We start from the raw sequence: 20,681 nt of genomic DNA, 5'->3' as shown, positions 1-20,681 counted from the left end.
TTATTTTCCTTGTTTCTTTTGTAATTCGAGTAGTTGTTCAGGCGTGACCGCCGGATATCCCTGTGCATCGTCCGGTACCTGATGCATGGTAGGGATGGGCACCAGCGGGCCTAAAAAGCGGGGTTCACGTTTGAAAATATAGAGATCGGCCAGTGCGCCAAAGCGGGCGCCAAATTCACGTACCCGCACGGTGAGCATATCTTTTGGTGAGGGCACCGCATAGCACTGGGCCTGGATGCCCATATGCAGCGCAATAAACAAGGCGCGCTCACAGTGGAATCGCTGAGTAATAATGATGAAATCGTTGGTATCGAACACCTTGCGGGTTCGTACAATTGAATCGAGCGTCCGGAACCCGGCGTAATCAAGCACGATGTCAGCGGGATCGACGCCGGCGGCAATCAGATCCTTACGCATCGTCATGGGTTCGTTGTAGCTTTGTTGTGCGTTGTCGCCGCTCAGCAGCAGATAGTTTACCTTTCCACTGTTATAGGCGTTCAATGCGCCCTGAATGCGGTAGCGGTAATACTGGTTGATGACGCCGGTGCGATAGTATTTCGCCGTGCCCAGGACCACACCGACCTGGCGATAGGGTAAATCCTGCAATTCGTCGTAGATGTAAGGAGCGGTCTTCCAGCTCATCCACCTGTCGAGCCCAAGCACAGTCAAAAGCAGCAAGCCTACCAGGACTAACAGGCTGTAAAACACGCGCTTTAACATGCAGAAAACTCGTTATTTGGATGGAATTTCAATCAGGCTACTGTACCGGAAGACGTAGCGCAAGAAACAGCAATCTGATTGAGGGGATTTTCAGCAAAACGGCCCTGTTGGATGGTAGCAACAGCAAATCTGGCCGACAACCTGGAGCGATTGTAGGCCAGATAAGCGTAGCGCCAGGCAATTAACCGAGCAGCACGCGCTCAATATTATTGCAGCCCAGCGCTTTCAGGGTAGCGGAGGTCGCATCCCACTGAATCAACGGCGCATCGGCTTTTTCAGCCAGCACAGCACGCTGGATATCCGGGTAGTCATAACCGTTAAGGTTCAACAGGTTTAACGCGCCTTGCAGCGGCGGCAGGGTCGGGTTGAAGGCGGCATTTTCCGCATAGCTACCGCTAAAAATTCGACCATCTTTACATTCCAGCGCCACGCCGCTTGGGGAGTTGCTGTACGGCATATGACATCTGTTGGCGGCGGTGATAGCCGCTTGGGTCAACGCATCGCCCTGCAGCGCGAAGCCGTGATCCTGATCGTCCATCAGCAGTGTTTTAATCTCCAGATCTTTCGGTCCGAAGGCGTCTGGCAGGTAATCGCGCAGCACGTGTGGCGCACGTCCCGGCAGATGAATACGTAAATCCAGTCCACTGTTCAGTTCGTTCATAAACTGGCGACAGTGGCCGCACGGCGTGTAGTTGACGGTGATGGCGGCGAGCCCTTTTTCACCGCGCAGCCAGGCATGGCTAATGGCGCTTTGCTCGGCATGAACGGTTTGCTGCATAGTCGCCCCCAGGAACTCCATGTTCCCACCGAAGTACCAGGTGCCGCTGATGCCGCGAGAAATTGCCCCAACGTTGAAGTTGGACAGCGGAGTACGCGCGCAGGCCGCAGCCAGCGGCAGTAGAGCGAATGCCAGCGCGTCTTCGTCCAGTCCCGATTCGCGTTTCAGCAAAGAGACCTGCTCAGCAGTCAGCATGGCGGGGAAATGCGCATCCGCCAGAACAGGCGCCAGGGCTGATTGCAAGTTATCCGCGAGTTGGGCAAAAGCAGTTTGAAAACGTGGATGCATGGCGATGCCTCATAACAATGTAATGGAATCGTAGTTTACGGGCCTGTTACGGCTTTATATGTGATCCAAATCTCATTGTGTATGCAACTTATGAAACTTAAATTAAAAATGTGCAACGCATCGCAAATAATTAGCCAAAAATTGAAGGTTAACCGACCAGGGCCAGAATAATCGGGAACAGGAATGGGGCGACCAACGAGGTGATAATGCCGCAAATAACCAGCGCCAGAGAGCTAAACGCGCCTTCCTGATAGTCCAGCTCTGCACAGCGTGCGGTACCCAGGGCGTGCGAAGCGGTACCCATAGCCAGTCCACGTGCGGCTTTGGTGCGAATACGCATCGCATTGAGCAAAGTATGACCAAACACTGCCCCGAGGATACCGACAAAAATGACGCACACGGCGCTGATGGCCGGAATACCACCAATACTGCCTCCCACTGCCATAGCGATAGGCGTGGTTACCGATTTCGGCATGATTGACGCAGCAATTTGCGGCGATGCGCCCATCAACAAGGCGATTGTTGTACCTGTGACCATCGCCACAACGCTCCCCGCAAAGCAGATGGCAATAATTGATTTCCAGCGAGCGCGAATCTGGTGCAGCTGTTCGTATAACGGATAGGCCAGCGCGACCACGGCAGGTTGCAGTAAATCGTTCAGCACCTCACTGCCTTTGAAATAGTGATCGTAGGGAATTCCGGTCAGCATCAGAATGGGAATGATCACCACCATGGCGACCAGTAGCGGGTTCAATAGCGGCATTTTAAATCGTGCAGCCAGCTTACGTGCGCCAAAAAATACCGCCAGCGTAAGGGGTAACGACCACCAGATATACGACATCATTCTTTAGACCCTTTTTGCCCAACGATTTTGCGCTCACCGTGCACAATGTGAGAACTCCAGCTCACCACCAGGAAAACGACGAGCGTACTGATGGTACAGGACACCACTACCGGACCAAATTGCGCACGGAGCAGATCAAAGTACTGCATGATCCCCACGCCAATCGGGACAAACAGCAGGGCCATATAGCGAATCAGCACATAGCAGCCGGGGTTAACCCATTTTGCCGGTAACACCTGCAAAGCCAGTAAGACAAACAGAATCAGCATGCCGATAATGCTGCCCGGAATGGTGATGGGGAGTAGCGATGCAAGAAAAATACCTGCATAGAGGCAGGCATAAATCAGGACGAATGCGCGCAAATATTGCCAGATAATGTTCAGTGCTTTGCTCATAGTTGAAACCCTTGACGAGACTGATTCATCATACAATTAAACTTCAAAACGTGCTACCGATCACATCATGAATTCTAAGCATAGAAGAAATAGATATCTGGAACATCGGGCGATGGCCCTAACTGTTCACGTTAAACCTGTGCCAGGTAATACAGAAAACGATTCAGGGCGGTCGTGGGCGTTTCATTGTTGCGCCAGAACACGCCTACGCTACCTTTTTGTTCAATCTTCGGCAGATTCAGGATAGCCAGCTGTCCCTGGGCGGCATAACGCTGCGCCAGGCGTAGAGAAAGAATAGAGATCATGTCGCTACTTTGCAGCAGGTTGGTGCTGACGTTTATCGACGCCGACTCAATGATGTTTTCCGGTAGCATGACGCCGTTATCTACCAGCGCGTTGTCAATGCTTATCCGGATGGGCGTTCCCGTCGGCCAGACAATCCAGCGCCAGTTAGCCAGATCATGCCAGGTGAGCAGGGGATATTTTGCCAGCGGATGGTCGGGGCGCGCGACGAAACAGACCGGCTCGGTATACAGCACCTGGTAATTGAGCGGCAACTGAAGCGCCCGGCCACCGACGCGTCCGACCACCACATCCACCGAACCCGCGAGCAGATCGTGCAGCAGCGGGGTCATCACCTTCTCTTCAATATTAAGATGCAAGGTCGGCAGCTCTGTGAGCAAACCCAGTATCGCCTGTGAAACGCAGTCCGTCGCCACCGGCGAGCAGCCAATCTTCAGACTCCCTACCAGGCCTCCCTGCTTAAAACGGGCGATTTCATACTGTGAACGTTCCATATCATTGATCAGGCGTTGGGCATGCTGCAGTAGCAGCTTGCCGCCTTCTGAAGGGCGTAAGCCTTTGCTATGACGTTCAAAGAGTGTGATACCCATCTCATCTTCGAGCTGCGATAACCATTTTGACAACGCTGGCTGGGTGATATTCATCATTCGGGCGACGTGAGTCAAATTCCCCTGTTCGCCCAGCGCAATAAGCGTTTGCAGGTGGTGTAACTTAAGTTTCTGCGCCCAGTTAGCCATTTGCTATAACCTCCAGGTTATGCCTCTGCATGAAAAGCCATTGTACATTTCATCTCCAAACATACAAAGTCGCAACATACCTAAAACAAAACAGACATCTACTCTACCTGCACTGAGGCATTCACTATGACTCAACAACGTGATCTACAAGCACTGATCGATTCCGCCCCCGTCGGTAAGACCCAGTGGCGCGTTATCATTTGCTGTTTTTTGGTCGTCATGCTCGACGGTTTTGATACCGCGGCTATTGGTTTTATCGCGCCCGACATTCGCACCCACTGGCAACTGACGGCCGGAGATCTGGCGCCGCTGTTTGGCGCAGGCCTGCTGGGTCTGACCGCTGGCGCACTGCTCTGCGGTCCGCTATCGGATCGTTTTGGCCGCAAACGGGTGATTGAACTCTGCGTGGCGCTGTTCGGCGCACTGAGCCTGATCTCGGCTTTTTCCCCCGATCTACAAACGCTGGTTTTTTTGCGCTTCCTTACCGGGTTAGGCCTGGGCGGCGCGATGCCAAATACTATCACTATGACCTCAGAATACCTGCCAGCGCGTCGGCGTGGCGCACTGGTCACCATGATGTTCTGCGGTTTTACCCTGGGCTCGGCGATGGGCGGGATTGTCAGCGCACAGCTGGTGCCGGTTATTGGCTGGCACGGCATCCTGGTGCTGGGAGGCGTGCTACCGCTGATGCTGTTTGTGGCTCTGCTGTTTGCTTTGCCGGAATCCCCGCGCTGGCAGGTTCGTCGTCAGTTGCCGCAAAACGTGATTGCCAGAACCGTCAGCGCCATCACCCGGGAACGTTATGACAATACCCAATTTTATCTCAACGAGGGCGCCGCGATTGCCAAAGGCAGCATTCGCCAGCTGTTCGTCGGGCAACAGTTGCCCATTACCCTGATGTTATGGGTGGTGTTCTTTATGAGCCTGCTGATTATTTATCTGCTCTCCAGCTGGATGCCAACGCTGCTTAACCATCGCGGAATTGACCTGCAGCATGCCTCATGGGTGACCGCCGCCTTTCAGATTGGCGGTACGCTAGGTGCGCTGGTGCTGGGAGTGCTGATGGATAAATACAACCCTTTCCGCGTGCTGGCAGTGAGCTATGCGTTGGGTGCGGTGTGTATTGTCATGATTGGCCTGAGCGAGAACGGCCTGTGGCTGATGGCGCTGGCCATTTTTGGCACCGGCATCGGCATCAGCGGTTCGCAGGTGGGCCTGAATGCCTTAACCGCCACGCTTTATCCGACGCAGAGCCGGGCCACGGGCGTCAGCTGGTCTAATGCGATTGGCCGCTGCGGCGCGATTGTCGGCTCGCTCTCCGGCGGCGTGATGATGGCGATGAATTTCTCATTCGATAACCTGTTTTTCATTATTGCCGTTCCGGCGGCCATCAGCGCGGTGATGCTTATGCTGCTGACGGTTGTTATCCGCCAGTCGGCCTCTGTCCCTGACGCGTTGTCACGCGTAGGCATCGTGAACAAATAAGGAGAATCTCTATGTCAGAACTTAATCAGGATGTTAAGAACAGCCGTCAGCAGTTTTACCAGCATATTTCCGGGCAGAATCTGACCCCGCTGTGGGAGTCGCTGCACCGCCTGGTACCGCCAACGCCGAACGCACATTGTGCTCCTGCGTACTGGAACTACCAGGAGATCCGCCCGCTGCTGCTGGAAAGCGGCGATCTGATTGGCGCGAAAGAGGCGATTCGTCGCGTACTGGTGCTGGAAAACCCCATGCTGCGCGGACAGTCTTCAATCACCCCAACGCTGTACGCCGGATTGCAGTTAATTATGCCGGGCGAGGTTGCCCCGAGTCACCGGCATAATCAGTCTGCGCTGCGCTTTATTGTCGAAGGGAAAGGGGCATTTACCGCGGTAGATGGCGAGCGCACCCAAATGCATGAAGGCGATTTTATTCTGACGCCACAGTGGCGCTGGCACGACCACGGCAACCCAGGCAGTGAACCGGTGGTGTGGCTGGACGGTCTGGATCTGCCACTGGTGAATCTGCTGGGTTGCGGCTTTGCGGAAGATTACCCGGAGGATCAGCAGCCGGTCACGCGTAAGGAAGGGGATTACTTACCACGCTACGCGGCCAATATGCTGCCGCTGCGTCATCAGAAGGGTAACTCATCGCCAATTTTCAACTATCGCTACGATCGCAGCCGTGAAGCGCTGCATGACCTGACCCGCATGGGCGACGCCGATGAGTGGGACGGTTACAAGATGCGTTACGTCAACCCGGTAACCGGTGGTTATCCCATGCCTTCAATGGGGACCTTTTTACAACTGTTGCCGAAGGGCTTTTCCTCGCGGATGGCGCGTACCACCGACAGCACTATCTATCACGTGGTGGAAGGAAGCGGGCAGGTCACCATCGGCACCGAGATCTTCAATTTTTCGCCAAAAGATATCTTCGTGGTGCCAACCTGGCACGGCGTGTCATTCCAGGCCCACGAAGATGCCGTCTTATTTAGTTTTTCGGACAGACCGGTTCAGGAAGCGCTGGGGTTGTTCCGTGAAGCACGTTATTAATTTGGGAGAGAGAAAATGACGCAATACGTATTCGAACCACAAGCGCCTGTTACCGTTCCGGTCGTTGGCAGTAATGAACAGTTTCCCGTGCGTCGCGTTTACTGCGTGGGCCGCAACTATGCCGCTCATGCGCGTGAAATGGGTTTTGATCCGGATCGCGAACCGCCGTTCTTCTTCTGTAAACCTGCCGATGCAGTGGTCCCGGTGGCGGCCGGTCAAACCCTCGAGCTGCCATACCCGTCGCAGACCGATAACTATCACTATGAGATAGAGCTGGTGGTGGCGATCGGTAAAAAGGGCAGCGATATACCCCTGGAAAAAGCGCACGAATATATCTGGGGCTATGCCACTGGTCTGGATATGACCCGCCGCGACAGGCAGATGGAGATGCGCCAGATGGGGCGTCCGTGGGAAATCGGCAAAGCATTTGATCTTTCTGCCCCCATCGCGCCACTGCATAAAGCCAGCGAAAGTGCGGATGTTAACAACGCGCCTATCTGGTTGCAGGTCAACGGCGACGATCATCAGCGTAGCGATATTCGCCACCTCATCTGGTCCGTTAATGAAACCATTAGCTATCTGTCCGGCTTTTTCGAACTACAGCCGGGTGATTTGATCTACACAGGCACGCCAGAGGGCGTGGGCGCAGTGGTGAAAGGAGATGTGATCACCGGCAATGTAGACGGTTTAACCCCCATCGCTGTGAAGATTGTCTGAGGTGGATGATGAAGCTGTACAGTTTCTTTAACAGCTCCGCGTCATATCGCGTACGCATTGCGCTGGCGCTGAAGGGGCTTGATTACCAGACGGTGGGTGTCAACATTCGCATCGGTCAGCAGAACGAGCTGGCCTACCGGCGGATGAACCCGGTAGGGCTTGTACCGACGCTGGTCACTGATGAGGGAGAATCACTCGGGCAGTCGCTGGCGATAACCGACTGGCTGGATGGTCACTTTCCGCAGTCGCCGCTGCTGCCAGCCGACTTCCCGACGCGCAGCCGGGTGCTGGAAATTGTTTATGCCATCGCTTGTGATATCCATCCCGTGAATAACATGCGGGTACTGCGCTACCTGAGCGAAGAGCTAAAGGTCAGTGAAGAGGATAAAAAACGCTGGTATGCGCACTGGATCCAGCAAGGGTTAAGTGCGGTTGAACAGATGCTGCGCCAGAGTCACTCGGGGACGTTCTGTGTGGGGGATGCGCCGACGCTGGCGGATTGCTGTCTGATCCCGCAGTGGGCGAACGCGTTACGTGTGGGCTGTGATCTGAGCGGGTATCCGCGCTGTAAGGCGGTATACGATGCCTGTACCCAGCTTCCGGCGTTTATCGCCGCCGCGCCCGAGAATCAACAAGACAAAATTCCAGCCTGATAAGGAGAACGACAATGGCTAAAGTGACACGCGCAATTATCGTGGGTGGCGGGATTGGCGGCGCGGCGACCGCGCTGTCGCTGGCCCGTCAAGGCATTAAAGTGATGTTGCTGGAGAAAGCGCACGAGATTGGTGAGATTGGTGCGGGCATTCAGCTCGGGCCGAACGCGTTTTCTGCTTTGGACAGCCTTGGCGTGGGTGACGTCGCTCGTCAGCGCGCCGTTTTTACCGATCACATCACCATGATGGATGCGGTAAACGCGAAAGAGGTTGTACATATTGAAACCGGGCAGGCGTTCCGCGATCACTTTGGCGGTCCTTATGCGGTTATCCATCGGGTTGATATTCATGCTTCTGTCTGGGAGGCGGCACTGGTTCATCCCAACGTTGAGTATCGCACTTCAACTAACGTGGTTGATATTCGCCAGACAGAAGATGATGTGACGGTAATTGATGAGCACGGTAACAGCTGGACAGCGGATATTTTGGTGGGCTGTGACGGTGTGAAGTCGGTTGTGCGTCAGTCTCTGATTGGCGATGCGCCACGCGTGACCGGGCACGTGGTCTATCGCGCGGTGATTGATTGCGATGATATGCCGGAAGATTTGCGCATTAACGCGCCGGTGCTGTGGGCCGGACCGCACTGCCACCTGGTGCACTATCCACTGCGCGGCGGCAAGCAGTATAACCTGGTGGTGACCTTCCACAGCCGTCAGCAGGAGGAGTGGGGGGTGAAGGATGGCAGTAAAGAGGAAGTGCTCTCCTATTTTGCCGGTATTCATGCGCGTCCGCGCCAGATGCTGGATAAGCCGACGTCATGGCGTCGCTGGTCCACCGCTGACCGCGAACCGGTAGAGAAATGGGGGACCGACCGCATTACGCTGGTAGGTGATGCTGCGCATCCGGTGGCACAATATATGGCGCAGGGCGCCTGTATGGCGCTTGAAGATGCCGTTACTCTCGGTAAGGCGTTACAGCAGTGTGACGGCGATGCGGCTGATGCCTTTGCCTTGTATGAGTCGGTGCGTATTCCGCGTACTGCGCGCATCGTCTGGTCGACGCGCGAAATGGGACGTGTGTACCACGCCGCAGGCGTCGAGCGCCAGGTGCGTAATCTGCTGTGGAAAGGCAAATCTCAGGCGGAATTTTATCGTGGTATGGAATGGCTGTACGGCTGGAAAGAAGATAACTGCCTGTTGCCGCGCTGAGCCTCTTTAATCTCCCGAACGGAGGCGCTACCATAGCGCCTCTTTTTTTGCGGGTGACGATATGCGTGTTTTACTGGCGCCGATGGAAGGCGTGCTCGACTCACTGGTGCGCGAGCTGCTGACTGAAGTGAATGATTACGATCTGTGCATCACCGAGTTTGTGCGCGTGGTGGATCAGCTCCTGCCGGCAAAAGTATTCCATCGGCTCTGCCCGGAACTGCATAACAATAGCCGGACGCCATCCGGCACGCGGGTGCGCATACAGTTGCTGGGGCAGTATCCGCAGTGGCTGGCGGAGAACGCGGCGCGCGCGGTAGAACTGGGCTCGTTTGGTGTCGATCTGAACTGTGGCTGCCCGTCGAAGCTGGTCAACGGCAGCGGCGGTGGCGCAACGTTATTAAAAGATCCTGAACTCATCTACCGGGGCGCAAAAGCCATGCGCGAGGCGGTTCCGGATCATCTCCCCGTGACGGTGAAAGTGCGTCTGGGCTGGGACAACAGCGACAGGCAGTTTGAAATTGCTGATGCCGTTCAGCAGGCGGGCGCCAGCGAGCTGGCGGTGCATGGCCGAACCAAGGAACAGGGCTATAAGGCCGAACATATCAACTGGCAGGCGATCGGTGAGATCCGCCAGCGGCTTACCATTCCGGTTATCGCGAATGGCGAAATCTGGGACTGGCAAAGCGCCCAGGACTGTATGGCTATCAGCGGATGCGATGCGGTGATGATTGGCCGTGGGGCATTAAATATTCCGAACCTGAGCCGTGTGGTGAAGTACAACGAGCCGCGTATGCCGTGGCCTGATGTCGTGATGCTGTTGCAAAAATATACTCGTCTTGAAAAGCAGGGTGATACCGGGCTGTATCACGTGGCGCGGATTAAACAATGGTTAGGGTATTTGCGTAAAGAATACTCAGAAGCAACCGCGCTGTTTCAGGAAATCCGCGCATTAAACAATTCACCGGATATCGCGCGCGCGATTCAGGCCATTGATATCGCTAAATTGCATTAACACATTAATCGGCCACCGGAGTGGCCTTTTTTCAAAAAATCATCTTAAACACGCCAGTCACCACCAATAACCCAATCAGAAAAATAACTAAAATAATCCACAGTAAGATTTTCATCAGCGTTCCTTTTTTGGTGAGTTCAGGTTAAGTATAGGAAAGCCTCTGAAAATCTTCCTGTACTGACCTTACTCCGGTTTACGTGCGCTGAGCAGAAACACCATTGGCCGCTCTTTTTCTTCATCCAGCGCCGGGTTTTCAGCAATCTGTTCAGCGGACGGTCCCCATTCATCGACACAAACGATTTCGAATCCGGCGGCTATCAGCGCATTAATCCAGGTCGCCAGCTTACGGTGCTGTTTTTTGACACCCTCCGCGAACCAGTTACTGATGCGTGTGCCTTCCTGCTGATAATGATTGACTGGCCAGGACTGTTGCCCGGTTTTATCTTTTATCCAACCCTGGTTAAGCGGTGCAGTATAAATGGGATGCTCGGCAGAGAATACCAACATGCCTCCCGGTGTTAACGACTGGTAAATCGTTACGAATAATCGCGCGATATCGCGCAAATAGTGCAGGGCAAGTGAGCTGTAAACCAGGTCAAAGGAATTTGGCGACAGGGAAAGCGTCTCGAGATCTTCACGTCGATAAACGATGCCATTACCCTGCGTCATGCTGTGCGCCTGAGTTAACATCTTTTGTGAAATATCCAGTCCCACTACGCTGGCCGCCTGGTTATCGCGCGCGTAGCGGCAAAACCAGCCATATCCGCAACCCAAATCGAGGATATTTTTTCCCTGTAGAGCGGGGAGCATCGCTTGTATTGTCGGCCATTCTGGCGCACCGTCGAGCCCTTTTACTGAACGGTCCAGTGTGGCATATCCGGCAAAGAACTCGGGATCGTCATAGATATTCTGCGACATAATGTCTCCATCCATAAATTATTAAAATTAATTAATCTAAATTATTTGTTGGGTGTATATTTTTCCGATTATATATTTTTATTGCCAAAGGTGTATTGCCACGCGTAACTAAAAAAGGAAACGCGACAAGTCGTAATCTCAGCACATCTTTTCTTACCTGTGTCTCTCCATGAATCGTAATTCTGCTTTTGTCACGACGGCATTGTTGCCGCTTTTTATTTTGATGTCAGGTTGCGCGCCGATGCATGATGACCGCCAGTCTCTGTCACAGCAGACCCCCGCTGCGAATGTCGATACCACATTGCCTGCGGCGTTAAAAAATGGCTGGCCGGACAGCCAATGGTGGAAGGCATACCATGACCCCCAGCTTAATGCGCTGATTGACAGCACGTTACGAAACTCCCCTGATATGCAGGTCGCGGAACAGCGCATTCAACTGGCGGAGGCGCAGGCTAAGGCTGTGGAGGCGCAGGATGGCCCGGAGATCGATTTCTCAGCAGATGTGGAGCGTCAGAGAATGTCAGCCGAAGGGCTGATGGGTCCGTTTGCCATTACCGATCCGGCCGCCGGGACGACCGGGCCGTGGTACACCAACGGCACCTTGGGTTTAACTGCTGGCTGGAATCTGGATCTGTGGGGTAAAAATCGGGCCGAAGTGACGGCACGTATTGGGGCCGTTAAGGCGCGTGAAGCCGAGCGCGAGCAAACGCGACAGGTGCTGGCGAGCGGTGTGGCTCGTCTATACTGGGAATGGCAAACGCAGGCCGGGCTGAAAACCGTGTTAACGCAAATAGAAACCGAGCAGCAGAACGTCATTAACGTTGATCGTCAACTGTATCAAAATGGTCTTACTTCTTCGGTGGAAGGCGTTGAAACCGATATCGATTCCAGCAAAACAGAGCAGCAGCTGAACGATGTCAGCGGTAAAATGAAGGTGATTGAAGCGCGGTTGAGCGCGCTGACCAACTCGCAGTCCACAGCCCTGAAACTCCATTCGACCCCGCTGCCCGCTGTGGAAAGCCAGCTCCCGTCCCAGCTAGGTTATTCGCTGCTGGCCCGCCGACCGGATTTGCAGGCGGCGCACTGGTACATTGAGTCATCGCTGAGCAGCATTGATGCGGCGAAAGCGGCGTTTTATCCCGATGTAAATCTGATGGCATTTTTACAACAGGATGCGTTACATCTGAGCGACTTGTTTCGCCATTCCGCGCAGCAAATGGGCGTAACGGCCGGGCTGACGCTGCCTATCTTTGATAGCGGCAGGCTGAACGCGAATCTCGACATTACTCAAGCGCAAAGCAACCTGACGGTGGCGAATTACAACAAAGCCGTGGTGGATGCGGTGAATGACGTGGCGCGTGCAGCATCGCAGGTAGAAACACTGGCGCAGAAGAATCAGCATCAGCAGCAGATTGAGCATGATGCACTGCGCGTAGTGGGTCTGGCGCAGGCGCGCTTCAATGCCGGAATTATTGCGGGCTCCCGGGTCAGTGAGGCAAAGATCCCGGCATTACGTGAACGGTGCAACGCTCTGCTTTTACAAGGACAATGGCTGGATGCCTCAATCCAGTTGAACCGTGCGCTGGGGGGTGGCTACCACGCTTCGTAACGCACCCGCCCGGTAGACATCGCGCTATCGGGCCGTACTTTTGCTGCTGCGTTTTTTTAACCACCACCGAACGCCTGGCACCAGCACAATCACCAGAGCCAGCCATATCCAGTGCTTAATATGCTGGTCGAGATTGTGTAGCCACGGCGCAATGACTTCTCCCCCCACATAGCCCAGCGTGGTAAATATCAGCGCCCACGCCAGCGCCCCCAGGATATTCAACGGCAGGAAAATTTTAGGCGGCAAATGGCTTGCGCCAATCAGCAACGGGCCGATCACGCGAAAACCATACATAAAACGGGTGCCAATCACGAACAGATAAGGACGGCGCTGGATCATTTTCTGCGCCCGGCGGATTTTGTCGCGATGTTTTGAGAAACGACGCAAAATTTTTCCACCGTAACGACGCCCAAGCAGATACAGCAATTGATCGCCAATCATCCCGCCCAGGGCCACAGAGATAACCACCAGAGGAAATTTAAGTAATCCCTGATGTGCCGCCACGCCGCCCAGCAGGGTAATGGTTTCACCTTCGGCCAAACTGCCAATGACCAATGCGGCGTAACCGTAATGTGCAATAAGACTGTTTATATCCATATGTCTGGATGACCTCCCGACGTTAAGCATACACCCTGTGAATCATCGTGGGGTTTAAAAGCGCTGAATTAGCGGTTCGTCATTTTTGTTGTTGTACAAAAATTAATCCAAAGCTGAATTATACTTGAACTGTTGAGGTCCGGAGCTGACAAGAAGGGGGCGGTATGAACCATGTCTGGGGGCTGTTTTCCCATCCCGATCGTGAAATGCATGTGATCAACAGCGAAAACGAAAGCGTTTCGCATCACTACACCCACCATGTACTGCTGATGGCGGCAATCCCGGTTGTTTGTGCGTTCATCGGTACCACACAAATCGGCTGGAATTTTGGCGATGGCAATATCCTGAAATTATCCCTGTTGACCGGATTTGCAATGGCGATTCTGTTTTACGGGGTGATGCTGGCGGGCGTTGCCGTCATGGGCCGGGTTATCTGGTGGATGGCGCGTAACTACCAGCAGCGTCCGTCGCTGGCGCATTGTATGGTGTTTGCCGGATATGTCGCGACGCCGCTGTTTTTAAGCGGGCTGGTCGCACTTTATCCGCTGGTCTGGCTGTGCGCATTAGTCGGGACTCTCGCGCTGTTTTACACCGGCTATTTACTTTATCTCGGCATTCCGACGTTCCTGAATATCACTCGTGAGGAAGGGTTGAGTTTTTCCAGTTCGACGCTGGCGATCGGTGTGCTGGTACTGGAGGTTCTGCTGGCTATTACGGTAATCCTGTGGGGTTACGGCTATCGGTTATTCTGACGGATAAACCTGTCTACGCTGCGTTGTTGACGTAAAAGTCAGCAACGCAGCATTTCGAGACGATTCTCCTGTGGCAGCAAACCTGCCGGATCGCTATGATGCCTGAGCTAGCTTGAGATAAAACTTAATCTCTGGCGGTGTGCGTTGTGACGTGCGTGAACCATTATCAGAAATCTCATCATGCTGAAATTCCGAGTTTCATTATTAAGCCTTGCCCTGGTGCTGGCCGTTCCTTTTGCACCCCAAGCCGTGGCGAAAACGGCAACTACCGCAGCGGCTTCTCAACCAGAGATAGCGTCCGGTAGCGCGATGATCGTTGATCTGAATACCAACAAAGTTATCTATTCGAACCACCCGGACCTTGTGCGTCCGATTGCGTCGATTACCAAATTAATGACGGCGATGGTGGTGCTTGATGCACGACTGCCGCTGAATGAAAAGCTGAAAGTCGATATTAGCCAGACGCCGGAGATGAAAGGCATTTACTCTCGCGTACGACTGAACAGTGAAATCAGCCGTAAAGACATGTTACTGCTGGCGCTGATGTCATCAGAAAACCGTGCGGCGGCGAGCCTGGCGCATCATTACCCGGGCGGATACAACGCGTTTATCAAAGCCATGAATGCCAAAGCGAAAGCGCTCGGCATGACTCAGACACGCTTTGTGGAACCCACTGGCTTGTCGATTCATAACGTCTCGACCGCCCGTGACTTAACCAAGCTGCTGATCGCCAGCAAACAGTATCCGCTGATCGGCCAGCTAAGTACCACGCGTGAAGATATGGCGACGTTTGCCAACCCTGCGTATACGCTGCCGTTTCGTAACACCAACCATCTGGTATACCGCGATAACTGGAATATTCAGTTAACGAAAACCGGGTTTACCAATGCGGCAGGCCACTGTCTGGTGATGCGCACGGTGATTAACAACAAACCGGTGGCGCTGGTGGTGATGGATGCCTTTGGTAAATATACTCACTTTGCCGATGCCAGCCGTTTACGTACCTGGATTGAAACGGGCAAGGTGATGCCGGTTCCGGCGGCGGCGCTGAGCTATAAAAAGCAAAAAGCTGCGCAGATGGCGGCGGCAGGTTCGGCGAAGGGCGAGCAAACCGCGCAGAACGATTAAATAAGATGTCTTATCCGGCCTACGCATAGCGAATGTAGCAGTAGGCCGGGCAAGCGAAGCGCCCCGGCAACATGCCCGGTAGCGCTTATCTTTTTCAGGTTTACGATTCTTTCCAGAACTTCTGCTTACTCGTTTTCCCAATACCCGGATTCATACTGTTGGTGGGGTCATTCTCACGGTAAAAACGGGTCAAGGTTTCCGGCGCCTGATACAGATGCCCGACGTTATGCTCTGCCGGATACTGCGCCCCACGCTCGCGCAGGAGTTCCAGCATCTGCTCTTTGAGCGCATGCGCATCCACGCCTTTTTTCACGATGTAATCCTGATGGAAGACGTAACACATAAAGTGACCGTAATAGAGTTTGTGCACCAGTTGACTGTCGATCTCTGGAGGCAGATGCTCGTACCATTCGGTGTCGTTACGGCGCAGCGCGATATCCAGCGCCAGAATATCTTCCACCTCATCCGCATGTACGGCCTGATAACGAATAGCCGCGCCAGCCGCCGCGAAGCGGTGCAAGAACGCCTTGCTGCCTTCTTCCGCCGTACAGGCAAAGAAGTCGCCTTCAGCGGTTTTGAAATACTCGCTTAGCCAGTTTTGGGCTTCAGCCACGCCGCCACCGGCCATTTTTAACAGCAGGTGATGCTCGTACTTATCGCGCCAGCTTTTCATGCGCGCCGGTAAGTGGCTGGGGAACAAATGACCAAATTTCTGCATTGCCCGGTCGGTGAAATGAGGACGGAAAATTTTCACTTTTTCCAGCATCGCATCGGTGCGGCCTTTCAGGGTGAAGAAGAACGGCATTTTGTCGGTGCCGAGCTTGTCGATCATCAGAAACGTATCTTTGCCGTATTGCTCAGCGATGTCGTAAATATCGCGGTGCATATATTCACCGGCGACCGGCAGATGCTCGAATTTTGCCAGAATATGACGGCGGATCTCCGTCAGCACCTCTGGCTGGTTGGTGCCGATGTAAAAGACCTGCTGGTTTTTTTCGGCTTCGAAGGTGTCCAGACGCACGGCAAAGACCGCGAGCTTGCCTGCACAACCGGACGATTCAAACAAGCGATCCGGGTCGGCGTTATAGCGTGCGGGCGTGTCCGCGTCGATATCTCTGACACGGGTAACGTAGTCGTGATCGTGCGCGTGACGCCCGTCGTGGCGAACATCGTCATCTCTAATACGCTCGTCATCCAGTTTGCTCAGGATCTGCTCCGGGGTCTGGCCCAGCTCAATACCCAGATGGTTAACCAGCTGTAATTTTCCCTGTTCGTCAATACGCGCAAACAGCGACATCTCCGTGTATGCCGGGCCGCGCTGTACCAGCGAGCCGCCGGAGTTGTTGCAAATGCCACCGATAACCGAAGCGCCGATACAGGAAGATCCGATTACCGAATGCGGTTCACGGCCAAACGGTTTGAGCGCTTTTTCCAGCGAATAGAGCGTGGTTCCTGGATAGGCCAGAACCTGTTCACCTTTGCCGATGACGTGCAGCTTATCAAGACGCAGGGTGCTGATAATGACAATCTCGCGGTCGTAATCATTACCGCTCGGCGTAGACCCTTCGGTCAGGCCGGTGTTAGCGGCCTGCATCAGGATAATTTTATCCGCGGCGACGCAGGCGCTCAAAACGCGCCACAGTTCTAAAAGCGACCCGGGGAACACGACGGCAAGCGCATCGCCCTGGCCGGAGCGGAATCCCTTGCGATAGCGGGCGGTTTTAGCAGGTTCTGTCAGCAGGTGTGAATGACCCACCAGACGGGTCAGTTCATTCAGGAAAGCTTTATTATCTGTTGTAATGGAAGACATTCTCCACTCCTTGTGGTGGGACTCAATATCGGGAACAAGCATAGCGCTTTGTATGACAATACGCTTTCTCATTCATATTGTCTCTGGTTCGTCTTTTACTGATTCGCGCTGGTTTCGAAAATTAGGAGAATAACCTTAGCTTTCTTTATCGCTCCCGTTTAGTCTTACGGCAAACTGCGGTTTTTGTTATATTTTCGCTGCCTCGTCGGGAAAAAATAAAGAGAGAATCAACATGAAATGGCTATGTTCTGTAGGTGTCGCGGTGAGTCTGGCATTGCAACCAGCGTTGGCGGACACTCTGTTTGGTAACCATCCACTGACGCCAGAGGCGCGGGATGCCTTCGTTACCGATTTACTCAAGCAGATGACCGTAGATGAGAAGATTGGGCAACTGCGTTTGATAAGCGTCGGGCCTGATAACCCGAAAGAAGCCATCCGCGAGATGATCAAAGACGGGCAGGTTGGGGCAATTTTTAACACCGTCACGCGCCAGGATATCCGCAAAATGCAGGATCAGGTGATGGATCTCAGCCGCCTGAAAATCCCTCTCTTTTTTGCCTACGACGTATTGCACGGTCAGCGTACCGTATTCCCGATAAGCCTCGGTCTGGCGTCCTCCTTTAATCTTGATGCGGTCAGAACCGTTGGTCGAGTGTCTGCGTATGAAGCCGCCGATGATGGTCTGAATATGACCTGGGCGCCGATGGTCGATGTCTCGCGCGATCCGCGCTGGGGCCGCGCCTCGGAAGGGTTTGGCGAAGATACGTATTTGACCGCCACGATGGGCAAAACCATGGTGGAAGCGATGCAGGGTAAAAGCCCGGCCGATCGCTATTCGGTGATGACCAGCGTCAAGCACTATGCCGCCTATGGCGCGGTTGAAGGCGGCAAGGAATACAACACTGTCGATATGAGCCCGCAGCGTTTGTTCAACGACTATATGCCACCGTACAAAGCCGGACTGGACGCCGGTAGCGGTGCGGTGATGGTGGGGCTTAATTCGCTGAACGGTACGCCGGCGACTTCGGATGCATGGCTGTTAAAAGACGTGCTGCGCGATGAGTGGGGCTTTAAGGGCATTACCGTTTCCGATCACGGTGCGATTAAGGAACTGATTAAGCACGGTACCGCCGCCGATCCTGAAGATGCGGTGCGTGTGGCGATCAAGTCCGGCATCAACATGAGCATGAGCGATGAGTATTACAGCAAATACCTGCCGGGGTTGATTAAGTCAGGTAAGGTGACGATGGCGGAGCTGGACGACGCTGCGCGTCATGTGCTGAACGTGAAATATGATATGGGGCTGTTTAACGATCCGTACAGCCATCTGGGGGCCAAAGAATCTGACCCGCAGGACACCAACGCGGAAAGCCGTTTGCACCGCAAAGAGGCGCGTGAAGTGGCGCGTGAAAGCCTGGTGCTGCTGAAAAACCGTCTGGAAACATTGCCGCTGAAAAAATCCGCCACCGTAGCGGTTGTCGGTCCGCTGGCCGACAGCAAGCGTGATGTGATGGGCAGTTGGTCTGCTGCCGGGGTTGCCGATCAGTCAGTAACGGTGCTGACGGGGATTAAAAATGCCATCGGCGAGCAGGGCAAAGTGGTATACGCCAAAGGGGCGAACATCACCAACGACAAAGGCATTGTCGACTTCCTCAACCAGTATGAAGAGGCGGTGAAGGTTGACCCGCGTTCGCCGCAGGCGATGATTGATGAAGCCGTTAACGCCGCGAAGCAGTCTGACGTAGTCGTCGCGGTAGTTGGTGAAGCGCAGGGAATGGCGCATGAAGCCTCCAGCCGCACCGATATCACCATTCCGCAGAGTCAGCGTGACCTGATTACCGCGCTGAAAGCCACGGGTAAGCCGCTGGTTCTGGTACTGATGAACGGTCGTCCGCTGGCGCTGGTTAAGGAAGATCAACAGGCCGATGCGATCCTCGAAACCTGGTTTGCCGGGACGGAAGGCGGTAACGCCATCGCCGATGTGCTGTTTGGCGATTACAACCCGTCAGGCAAGTTGCCGATGTCTTTCCCGCGCTCTGTCGGACAGATCCCGGTTTATTACAGCCATCTCAATACCGGTCGCCCGTATAATGCCGATAAGCCGAATAAGTACACGTCGCGCTACTTTGACGAAGCGAACGGTCCGTTGTATCCCTTTGGCTATGGCCTGAGCTACACCACATTCACGGTTTCTGATGTGAAACTCTCTTCTCCGACGATGAAGCGTGACGGGACCGTGACGGCCAGCGTGCAGGTGACCAACACCGGCAAACGCGAAGGTGCGACGGTGATTCAGATGTATTTGCAGGATGTTACCGCTTCAATGAGTCGTCCGGTAAAACAGCTGAAAGGTTTTGAGAAGGTGAATCTTAAGCCGGGTGAAACCCAAACCGTTAGCTTCCCAATTGATGTTGAAGCGCTGAAATTCTGGAACCAGCGTATGCAATACGATGCCGAACCGGGCAAGTTCAACGTCTTTATCGGCGTGGATTCCGCCAGAGTGAAGCAGGGCGAATTTGAACTGCTGTAGTAATTGATATCATGCCTGGTAACGTGACGCTTATCAGGCCCGCGAAATCGTACCATCCGGTAAACTCACTTTGGGTTTGCCGGATTTTTTTTATTGTATTATCGCCTTACCGCGAGTAACTCTCAGTGTTACTACCCTATTGCCAGGTTAAGGCTTGATTTTTCGACTATGCTTTTTCCTCAAGTCTCTGAAAAGGGCCGTAAAAGAATGAGGAGTGCAGCATGATAATTTCAAAAGTTTGGGTGGGTTCGCTGGCGTTGTTAGCCGCGATCAGCTTGCCCTTACAGGCCGCGTCACCCGTCACGGTCGGTTCAAAAATAGATACCGAAGGGGCGCTGCTCGGCAACATTATTTTGCAGGTGCTCGAAAGTCACGGCGTGAAAACCGTTAATAAAGTACAGCTGGGTACCACTCCGGTGGTGCGTGGGGCAATCACCTCTGGTGAACTGGATATTTATCCGGAATATACCGGCAATGGCGCATTCTTTTTTAAAGATGAGAATGATCCTGCATGGAAAAATGCGCAGGCCGGTTATGACAAAGTGAAAAAGCTGGACGCAGAGCAAAATAAGCTGATCTGGCTAACGCCTGCGCCCGCCAACAACACCTGGACCATTGCGGTTCGCCAGGATGTCGCGCAAAAGAATAAGCTTGAGTCTCTTGCCGATTTAGGCCGTTACCTGAAAGACGGGGGGACGTTCAAACTTGCCGCCTCTGCGGAATTTATCGAACGGGCTGACGCGCTGCCTGCCTTTGAAAAAGCCTATGATTTCAAACTGAATCAGAATCAGCTGTTGTCGCTGGCGGGGGGGGATACCGCGGTGACGATTAAAGCGGCGGCGCAGCAGACCTCTGGGGTCAATGCGGCGATGGCCTACGGTACCGACGGTCCGGTTGCGGCGCTTGGTCTGCAAACATTAAGCGATCCGCAAGGCGTACAGCCCATTTATGCGCCGGCGCCCGTGGTGCGTGAATCGGTGCTGCAGGACTACCCGCAAATGGCAGAATGGCTACAACCGGTATTTGCCAGCCTGGATGAAAAAACGCTGCAACGGCTGAATGCCAGTATCGCCGTGGAGGGGCTGGATGCGAAAAAAGTCGCAGCAGACTACCTGAAGCAAAAAGGATGGGTGAAGTAACGGAGTTTG

The 20,681-nt window shown here is 53.9% G+C and carries 19 protein-coding genes; 11 read left to right on the top strand and 8 right to left on the bottom strand.

The window, feature by feature from the left end:
* The 5 genes from sanA to N0B36_RS08335 form a co-directional block, all read right to left on the bottom strand.
* The gene (sanA, locus tag N0B36_RS08355; RefSeq protein ID WP_016153714.1) at window positions 1–720 is read right to left on the bottom strand and encodes an outer membrane permeability protein SanA; all 720 of its coding nucleotides are present in this window, start codon (window positions 718–720) and stop codon (window positions 1–3) included.
* Between the two features lie 181 nt (window positions 721–901).
* Window positions 902–1,786 (bottom strand): cytidine deaminase, encoded by an 885-nt coding sequence (cdd, locus tag N0B36_RS08350; RefSeq protein ID WP_016153713.1) that lies wholly within the window; start codon window positions 1,784–1,786, stop codon window positions 902–904.
* Between the two features lie 148 nt (window positions 1,787–1,934).
* Window positions 1,935–2,630 (bottom strand): CidB/LrgB family autolysis modulator, encoded by a 696-nt coding sequence (locus N0B36_RS08345; protein ID WP_016153712.1) that lies wholly within the window; start codon window positions 2,628–2,630, stop codon window positions 1,935–1,937.
* Window positions 2,627–3,025 carry a CidA/LrgA family protein gene (locus tag N0B36_RS08340; protein ID WP_016153711.1) on the bottom strand — a complete coding sequence of 133 codons (399 nt, stop codon included), beginning with the start codon at window positions 3,023–3,025 and terminating at the stop codon, window positions 2,627–2,629. The genes N0B36_RS08345 and N0B36_RS08340 overlap by 4 nt, the downstream gene beginning before the upstream one ends.
* 131 nt (window positions 3,026–3,156) lie before the next feature.
* Window positions 3,157–4,065: a LysR substrate-binding domain-containing protein gene (locus tag N0B36_RS08335; protein ID WP_016153710.1), complete on the bottom strand. Its 909-nt coding sequence runs from the start codon at window positions 4,063–4,065 to the stop codon at window positions 3,157–3,159.
* A gap of 126 nt (window positions 4,066–4,191) precedes the next feature.
* On the opposite strand from N0B36_RS08335, the gene N0B36_RS08330 reads away from it, so the two are divergent.
* The 6 genes from N0B36_RS08330 (at window position 4,192) to dusC (ending at window position 10,189) form a co-directional block, all read left to right on the top strand.
* The gene (locus tag N0B36_RS08330) at window positions 4,192–5,550 is read left to right on the top strand and encodes an aromatic acid/H+ symport family MFS transporter (protein ID WP_016153709.1); all 1,359 of its coding nucleotides are present in this window, start codon (window positions 4,192–4,194) and stop codon (window positions 5,548–5,550) included.
* Window positions 5,551–5,561: 11 nt separating this feature from the next.
* A complete protein-coding gene (gtdA, locus tag N0B36_RS08325) occupies window positions 5,562–6,599 on the top strand; it encodes a gentisate 1,2-dioxygenase (protein WP_019077221.1) in 1,038 nt (345 codons plus the stop codon).
* A gap of 15 nt (window positions 6,600–6,614) precedes the next feature.
* Window positions 6,615–7,316 carry a fumarylacetoacetate hydrolase family protein gene (locus N0B36_RS08320; RefSeq protein ID WP_016153707.1) on the top strand — a complete coding sequence of 234 codons (702 nt, stop codon included), beginning with the start codon at window positions 6,615–6,617 and terminating at the stop codon, window positions 7,314–7,316.
* 8 nt (window positions 7,317–7,324) lie between these two features.
* Complete coding sequence (maiA, locus tag N0B36_RS08315; protein WP_259687156.1) at window positions 7,325–7,969, top strand: maleylacetoacetate isomerase; 645 nt, start codon at window positions 7,325–7,327, stop codon at window positions 7,967–7,969.
* A 14-nt stretch (window positions 7,970–7,983) separates the two neighbouring features.
* Window positions 7,984–9,177, top strand: a complete 1,194-nt coding sequence (locus N0B36_RS08310) for a 3-hydroxybenzoate 6-monooxygenase (protein WP_259687078.1) — start codon at window positions 7,984–7,986, stop codon at window positions 9,175–9,177.
* 61 nt (window positions 9,178–9,238) lie between these two features.
* Window positions 9,239–10,189, top strand: coding sequence for a tRNA dihydrouridine(16) synthase DusC (dusC, locus tag N0B36_RS08305; RefSeq protein WP_016153704.1), 951 nt, complete (start codon window positions 9,239–9,241; stop codon window positions 10,187–10,189).
* Between the two features lie 183 nt (window positions 10,190–10,372).
* Here dusC and N0B36_RS08300 read toward each other — a convergent pair whose 3' ends face one another.
* Complete coding sequence (locus N0B36_RS08300; protein WP_016153703.1) at window positions 10,373–11,107, bottom strand: bifunctional 2-polyprenyl-6-hydroxyphenol methylase/3-demethylubiquinol 3-O-methyltransferase UbiG; 735 nt, start codon at window positions 11,105–11,107, stop codon at window positions 10,373–10,375.
* A gap of 169 nt (window positions 11,108–11,276) precedes the next feature.
* Between N0B36_RS08300 and mdtQ the strand changes: the two genes are divergently transcribed.
* On the top strand, window positions 11,277–12,716 hold the full coding sequence (gene mdtQ / locus N0B36_RS08295) for a multidrug resistance outer membrane protein MdtQ (protein ID WP_032931687.1): 1,440 nt from the start codon (window positions 11,277–11,279) through the stop codon (window positions 12,714–12,716).
* 24 nt (window positions 12,717–12,740) lie between these two features.
* Here the strand turns inward: mdtQ and N0B36_RS08290 are convergent, their stop codons facing one another.
* The gene (locus N0B36_RS08290) at window positions 12,741–13,313 is read right to left on the bottom strand and encodes a DedA family protein (RefSeq protein WP_016153701.1); all 573 of its coding nucleotides are present in this window, start codon (window positions 13,311–13,313) and stop codon (window positions 12,741–12,743) included.
* 164 nt (window positions 13,314–13,477) lie between these two features.
* Here N0B36_RS08290 and N0B36_RS08285 point away from each other — a divergent pair, with 164 nt between their 5' ends.
* A complete protein-coding gene (locus N0B36_RS08285; RefSeq protein WP_259687077.1) occupies window positions 13,478–14,065 on the top strand; it encodes a Yip1 family protein in 588 nt (195 codons plus the stop codon).
* A 180-nt stretch (window positions 14,066–14,245) separates the two neighbouring features.
* Complete coding sequence (pbpG, locus tag N0B36_RS08280) at window positions 14,246–15,193, top strand: D-alanyl-D-alanine endopeptidase (RefSeq protein ID WP_016153699.1); 948 nt, start codon at window positions 14,246–14,248, stop codon at window positions 15,191–15,193.
* Between the two features lie 100 nt (window positions 15,194–15,293).
* On the opposite strand, the gene dld is transcribed toward pbpG, so the two are convergent.
* Window positions 15,294–17,003, bottom strand: coding sequence for a D-lactate dehydrogenase (gene dld / locus N0B36_RS08275; RefSeq protein WP_016153698.1), 1,710 nt, complete (start codon window positions 17,001–17,003; stop codon window positions 15,294–15,296).
* 232 nt (window positions 17,004–17,235) lie between these two features.
* On the opposite strand from dld, the gene bglX reads away from it, so the two are divergent.
* Both bglX and N0B36_RS08265 read left to right on the top strand, forming a co-directional pair.
* Window positions 17,236–19,533 (top strand): beta-glucosidase BglX, encoded by a 2,298-nt coding sequence (gene bglX / locus N0B36_RS08270; RefSeq protein WP_016153697.1) that lies wholly within the window; start codon window positions 17,236–17,238, stop codon window positions 19,531–19,533.
* Window positions 19,534–19,754: 221 nt separating this feature from the next.
* Window positions 19,755–20,672 carry an ABC transporter substrate-binding protein gene (locus tag N0B36_RS08265; RefSeq protein WP_016153696.1) on the top strand — a complete coding sequence of 306 codons (918 nt, stop codon included), beginning with the start codon at window positions 19,755–19,757 and terminating at the stop codon, window positions 20,670–20,672.
* Window positions 20,673–20,681: the final 9 nt, after the last annotated feature.

The sequence above is a fragment of the Citrobacter sp. XY323 genome, assembly GCF_025106035.1.
Classification (GTDB): domain Bacteria; phylum Pseudomonadota; class Gammaproteobacteria; order Enterobacterales; family Enterobacteriaceae; genus Citrobacter; species Citrobacter braakii.
The sequence above is the reverse complement of the archived record's forward strand: the minus strand, read 5'-3'. Positions and strand labels throughout refer to the sequence as shown.

Bases quoted from the DNA above. Each gene is read 5' to 3' on its own strand.
- N0B36_RS08340 (WP_016153711.1), bottom strand. From the start codon at position 3,025: ATGAGCAAAGCACTGAACATTATCTGGCAATATTTGCGCGCATTCGTC.
- sanA (WP_016153714.1), bottom strand. From the start codon at position 720: ATGTTAAAGCGCGTGTTTTACAGCCTGTTAGTCCTGGTAGGCTTGCTG.
- N0B36_RS08335 (WP_016153710.1), bottom strand. From the start codon at position 4,065: ATGGCTAACTGGGCGCAGAAACTTAAGTTACACCACCTGCAAACGCTT.
- pbpG (WP_016153699.1), top strand. From the start codon at position 14,246: ATGCTGAAATTCCGAGTTTCATTATTAAGCCTTGCCCTGGTGCTGGCC.
- N0B36_RS08265 (WP_016153696.1), top strand. From the start codon at position 19,755: ATGATAATTTCAAAAGTTTGGGTGGGTTCGCTGGCGTTGTTAGCCGCG.
- N0B36_RS08310 (WP_259687078.1), top strand. From the start codon at position 7,984: ATGGCTAAAGTGACACGCGCAATTATCGTGGGTGGCGGGATTGGCGGC.
- bglX (WP_016153697.1), top strand. From the start codon at position 17,236: ATGAAATGGCTATGTTCTGTAGGTGTCGCGGTGAGTCTGGCATTGCAA.
- N0B36_RS08290 (WP_016153701.1), bottom strand. From the start codon at position 13,313: ATGGATATAAACAGTCTTATTGCACATTACGGTTACGCCGCATTGGTC.
- dld (WP_016153698.1), bottom strand. From the start codon at position 17,003: ATGTCTTCCATTACAACAGATAATAAAGCTTTCCTGAATGAACTGACC.
- N0B36_RS08320 (WP_016153707.1), top strand. From the start codon at position 6,615: ATGACGCAATACGTATTCGAACCACAAGCGCCTGTTACCGTTCCGGTC.
- cdd (WP_016153713.1), bottom strand. From the start codon at position 1,786: ATGCATCCACGTTTTCAAACTGCTTTTGCCCAACTCGCGGATAACTTG.
- gtdA (WP_019077221.1), top strand. From the start codon at position 5,562: ATGTCAGAACTTAATCAGGATGTTAAGAACAGCCGTCAGCAGTTTTAC.
- N0B36_RS08300 (WP_016153703.1), bottom strand. From the start codon at position 11,107: ATGTCGCAGAATATCTATGACGATCCCGAGTTCTTTGCCGGATATGCC.
- mdtQ (WP_032931687.1), top strand. From the start codon at position 11,277: ATGAATCGTAATTCTGCTTTTGTCACGACGGCATTGTTGCCGCTTTTT.
- N0B36_RS08345 (WP_016153712.1), bottom strand. From the start codon at position 2,630: ATGATGTCGTATATCTGGTGGTCGTTACCCCTTACGCTGGCGGTATTT.
- N0B36_RS08330 (WP_016153709.1), top strand. From the start codon at position 4,192: ATGACTCAACAACGTGATCTACAAGCACTGATCGATTCCGCCCCCGTC.
- dusC (WP_016153704.1), top strand. From the start codon at position 9,239: ATGCGTGTTTTACTGGCGCCGATGGAAGGCGTGCTCGACTCACTGGTG.
- maiA (WP_259687156.1), top strand. From the start codon at position 7,325: ATGAAGCTGTACAGTTTCTTTAACAGCTCCGCGTCATATCGCGTACGC.
- N0B36_RS08285 (WP_259687077.1), top strand. From the start codon at position 13,478: ATGAACCATGTCTGGGGGCTGTTTTCCCATCCCGATCGTGAAATGCAT.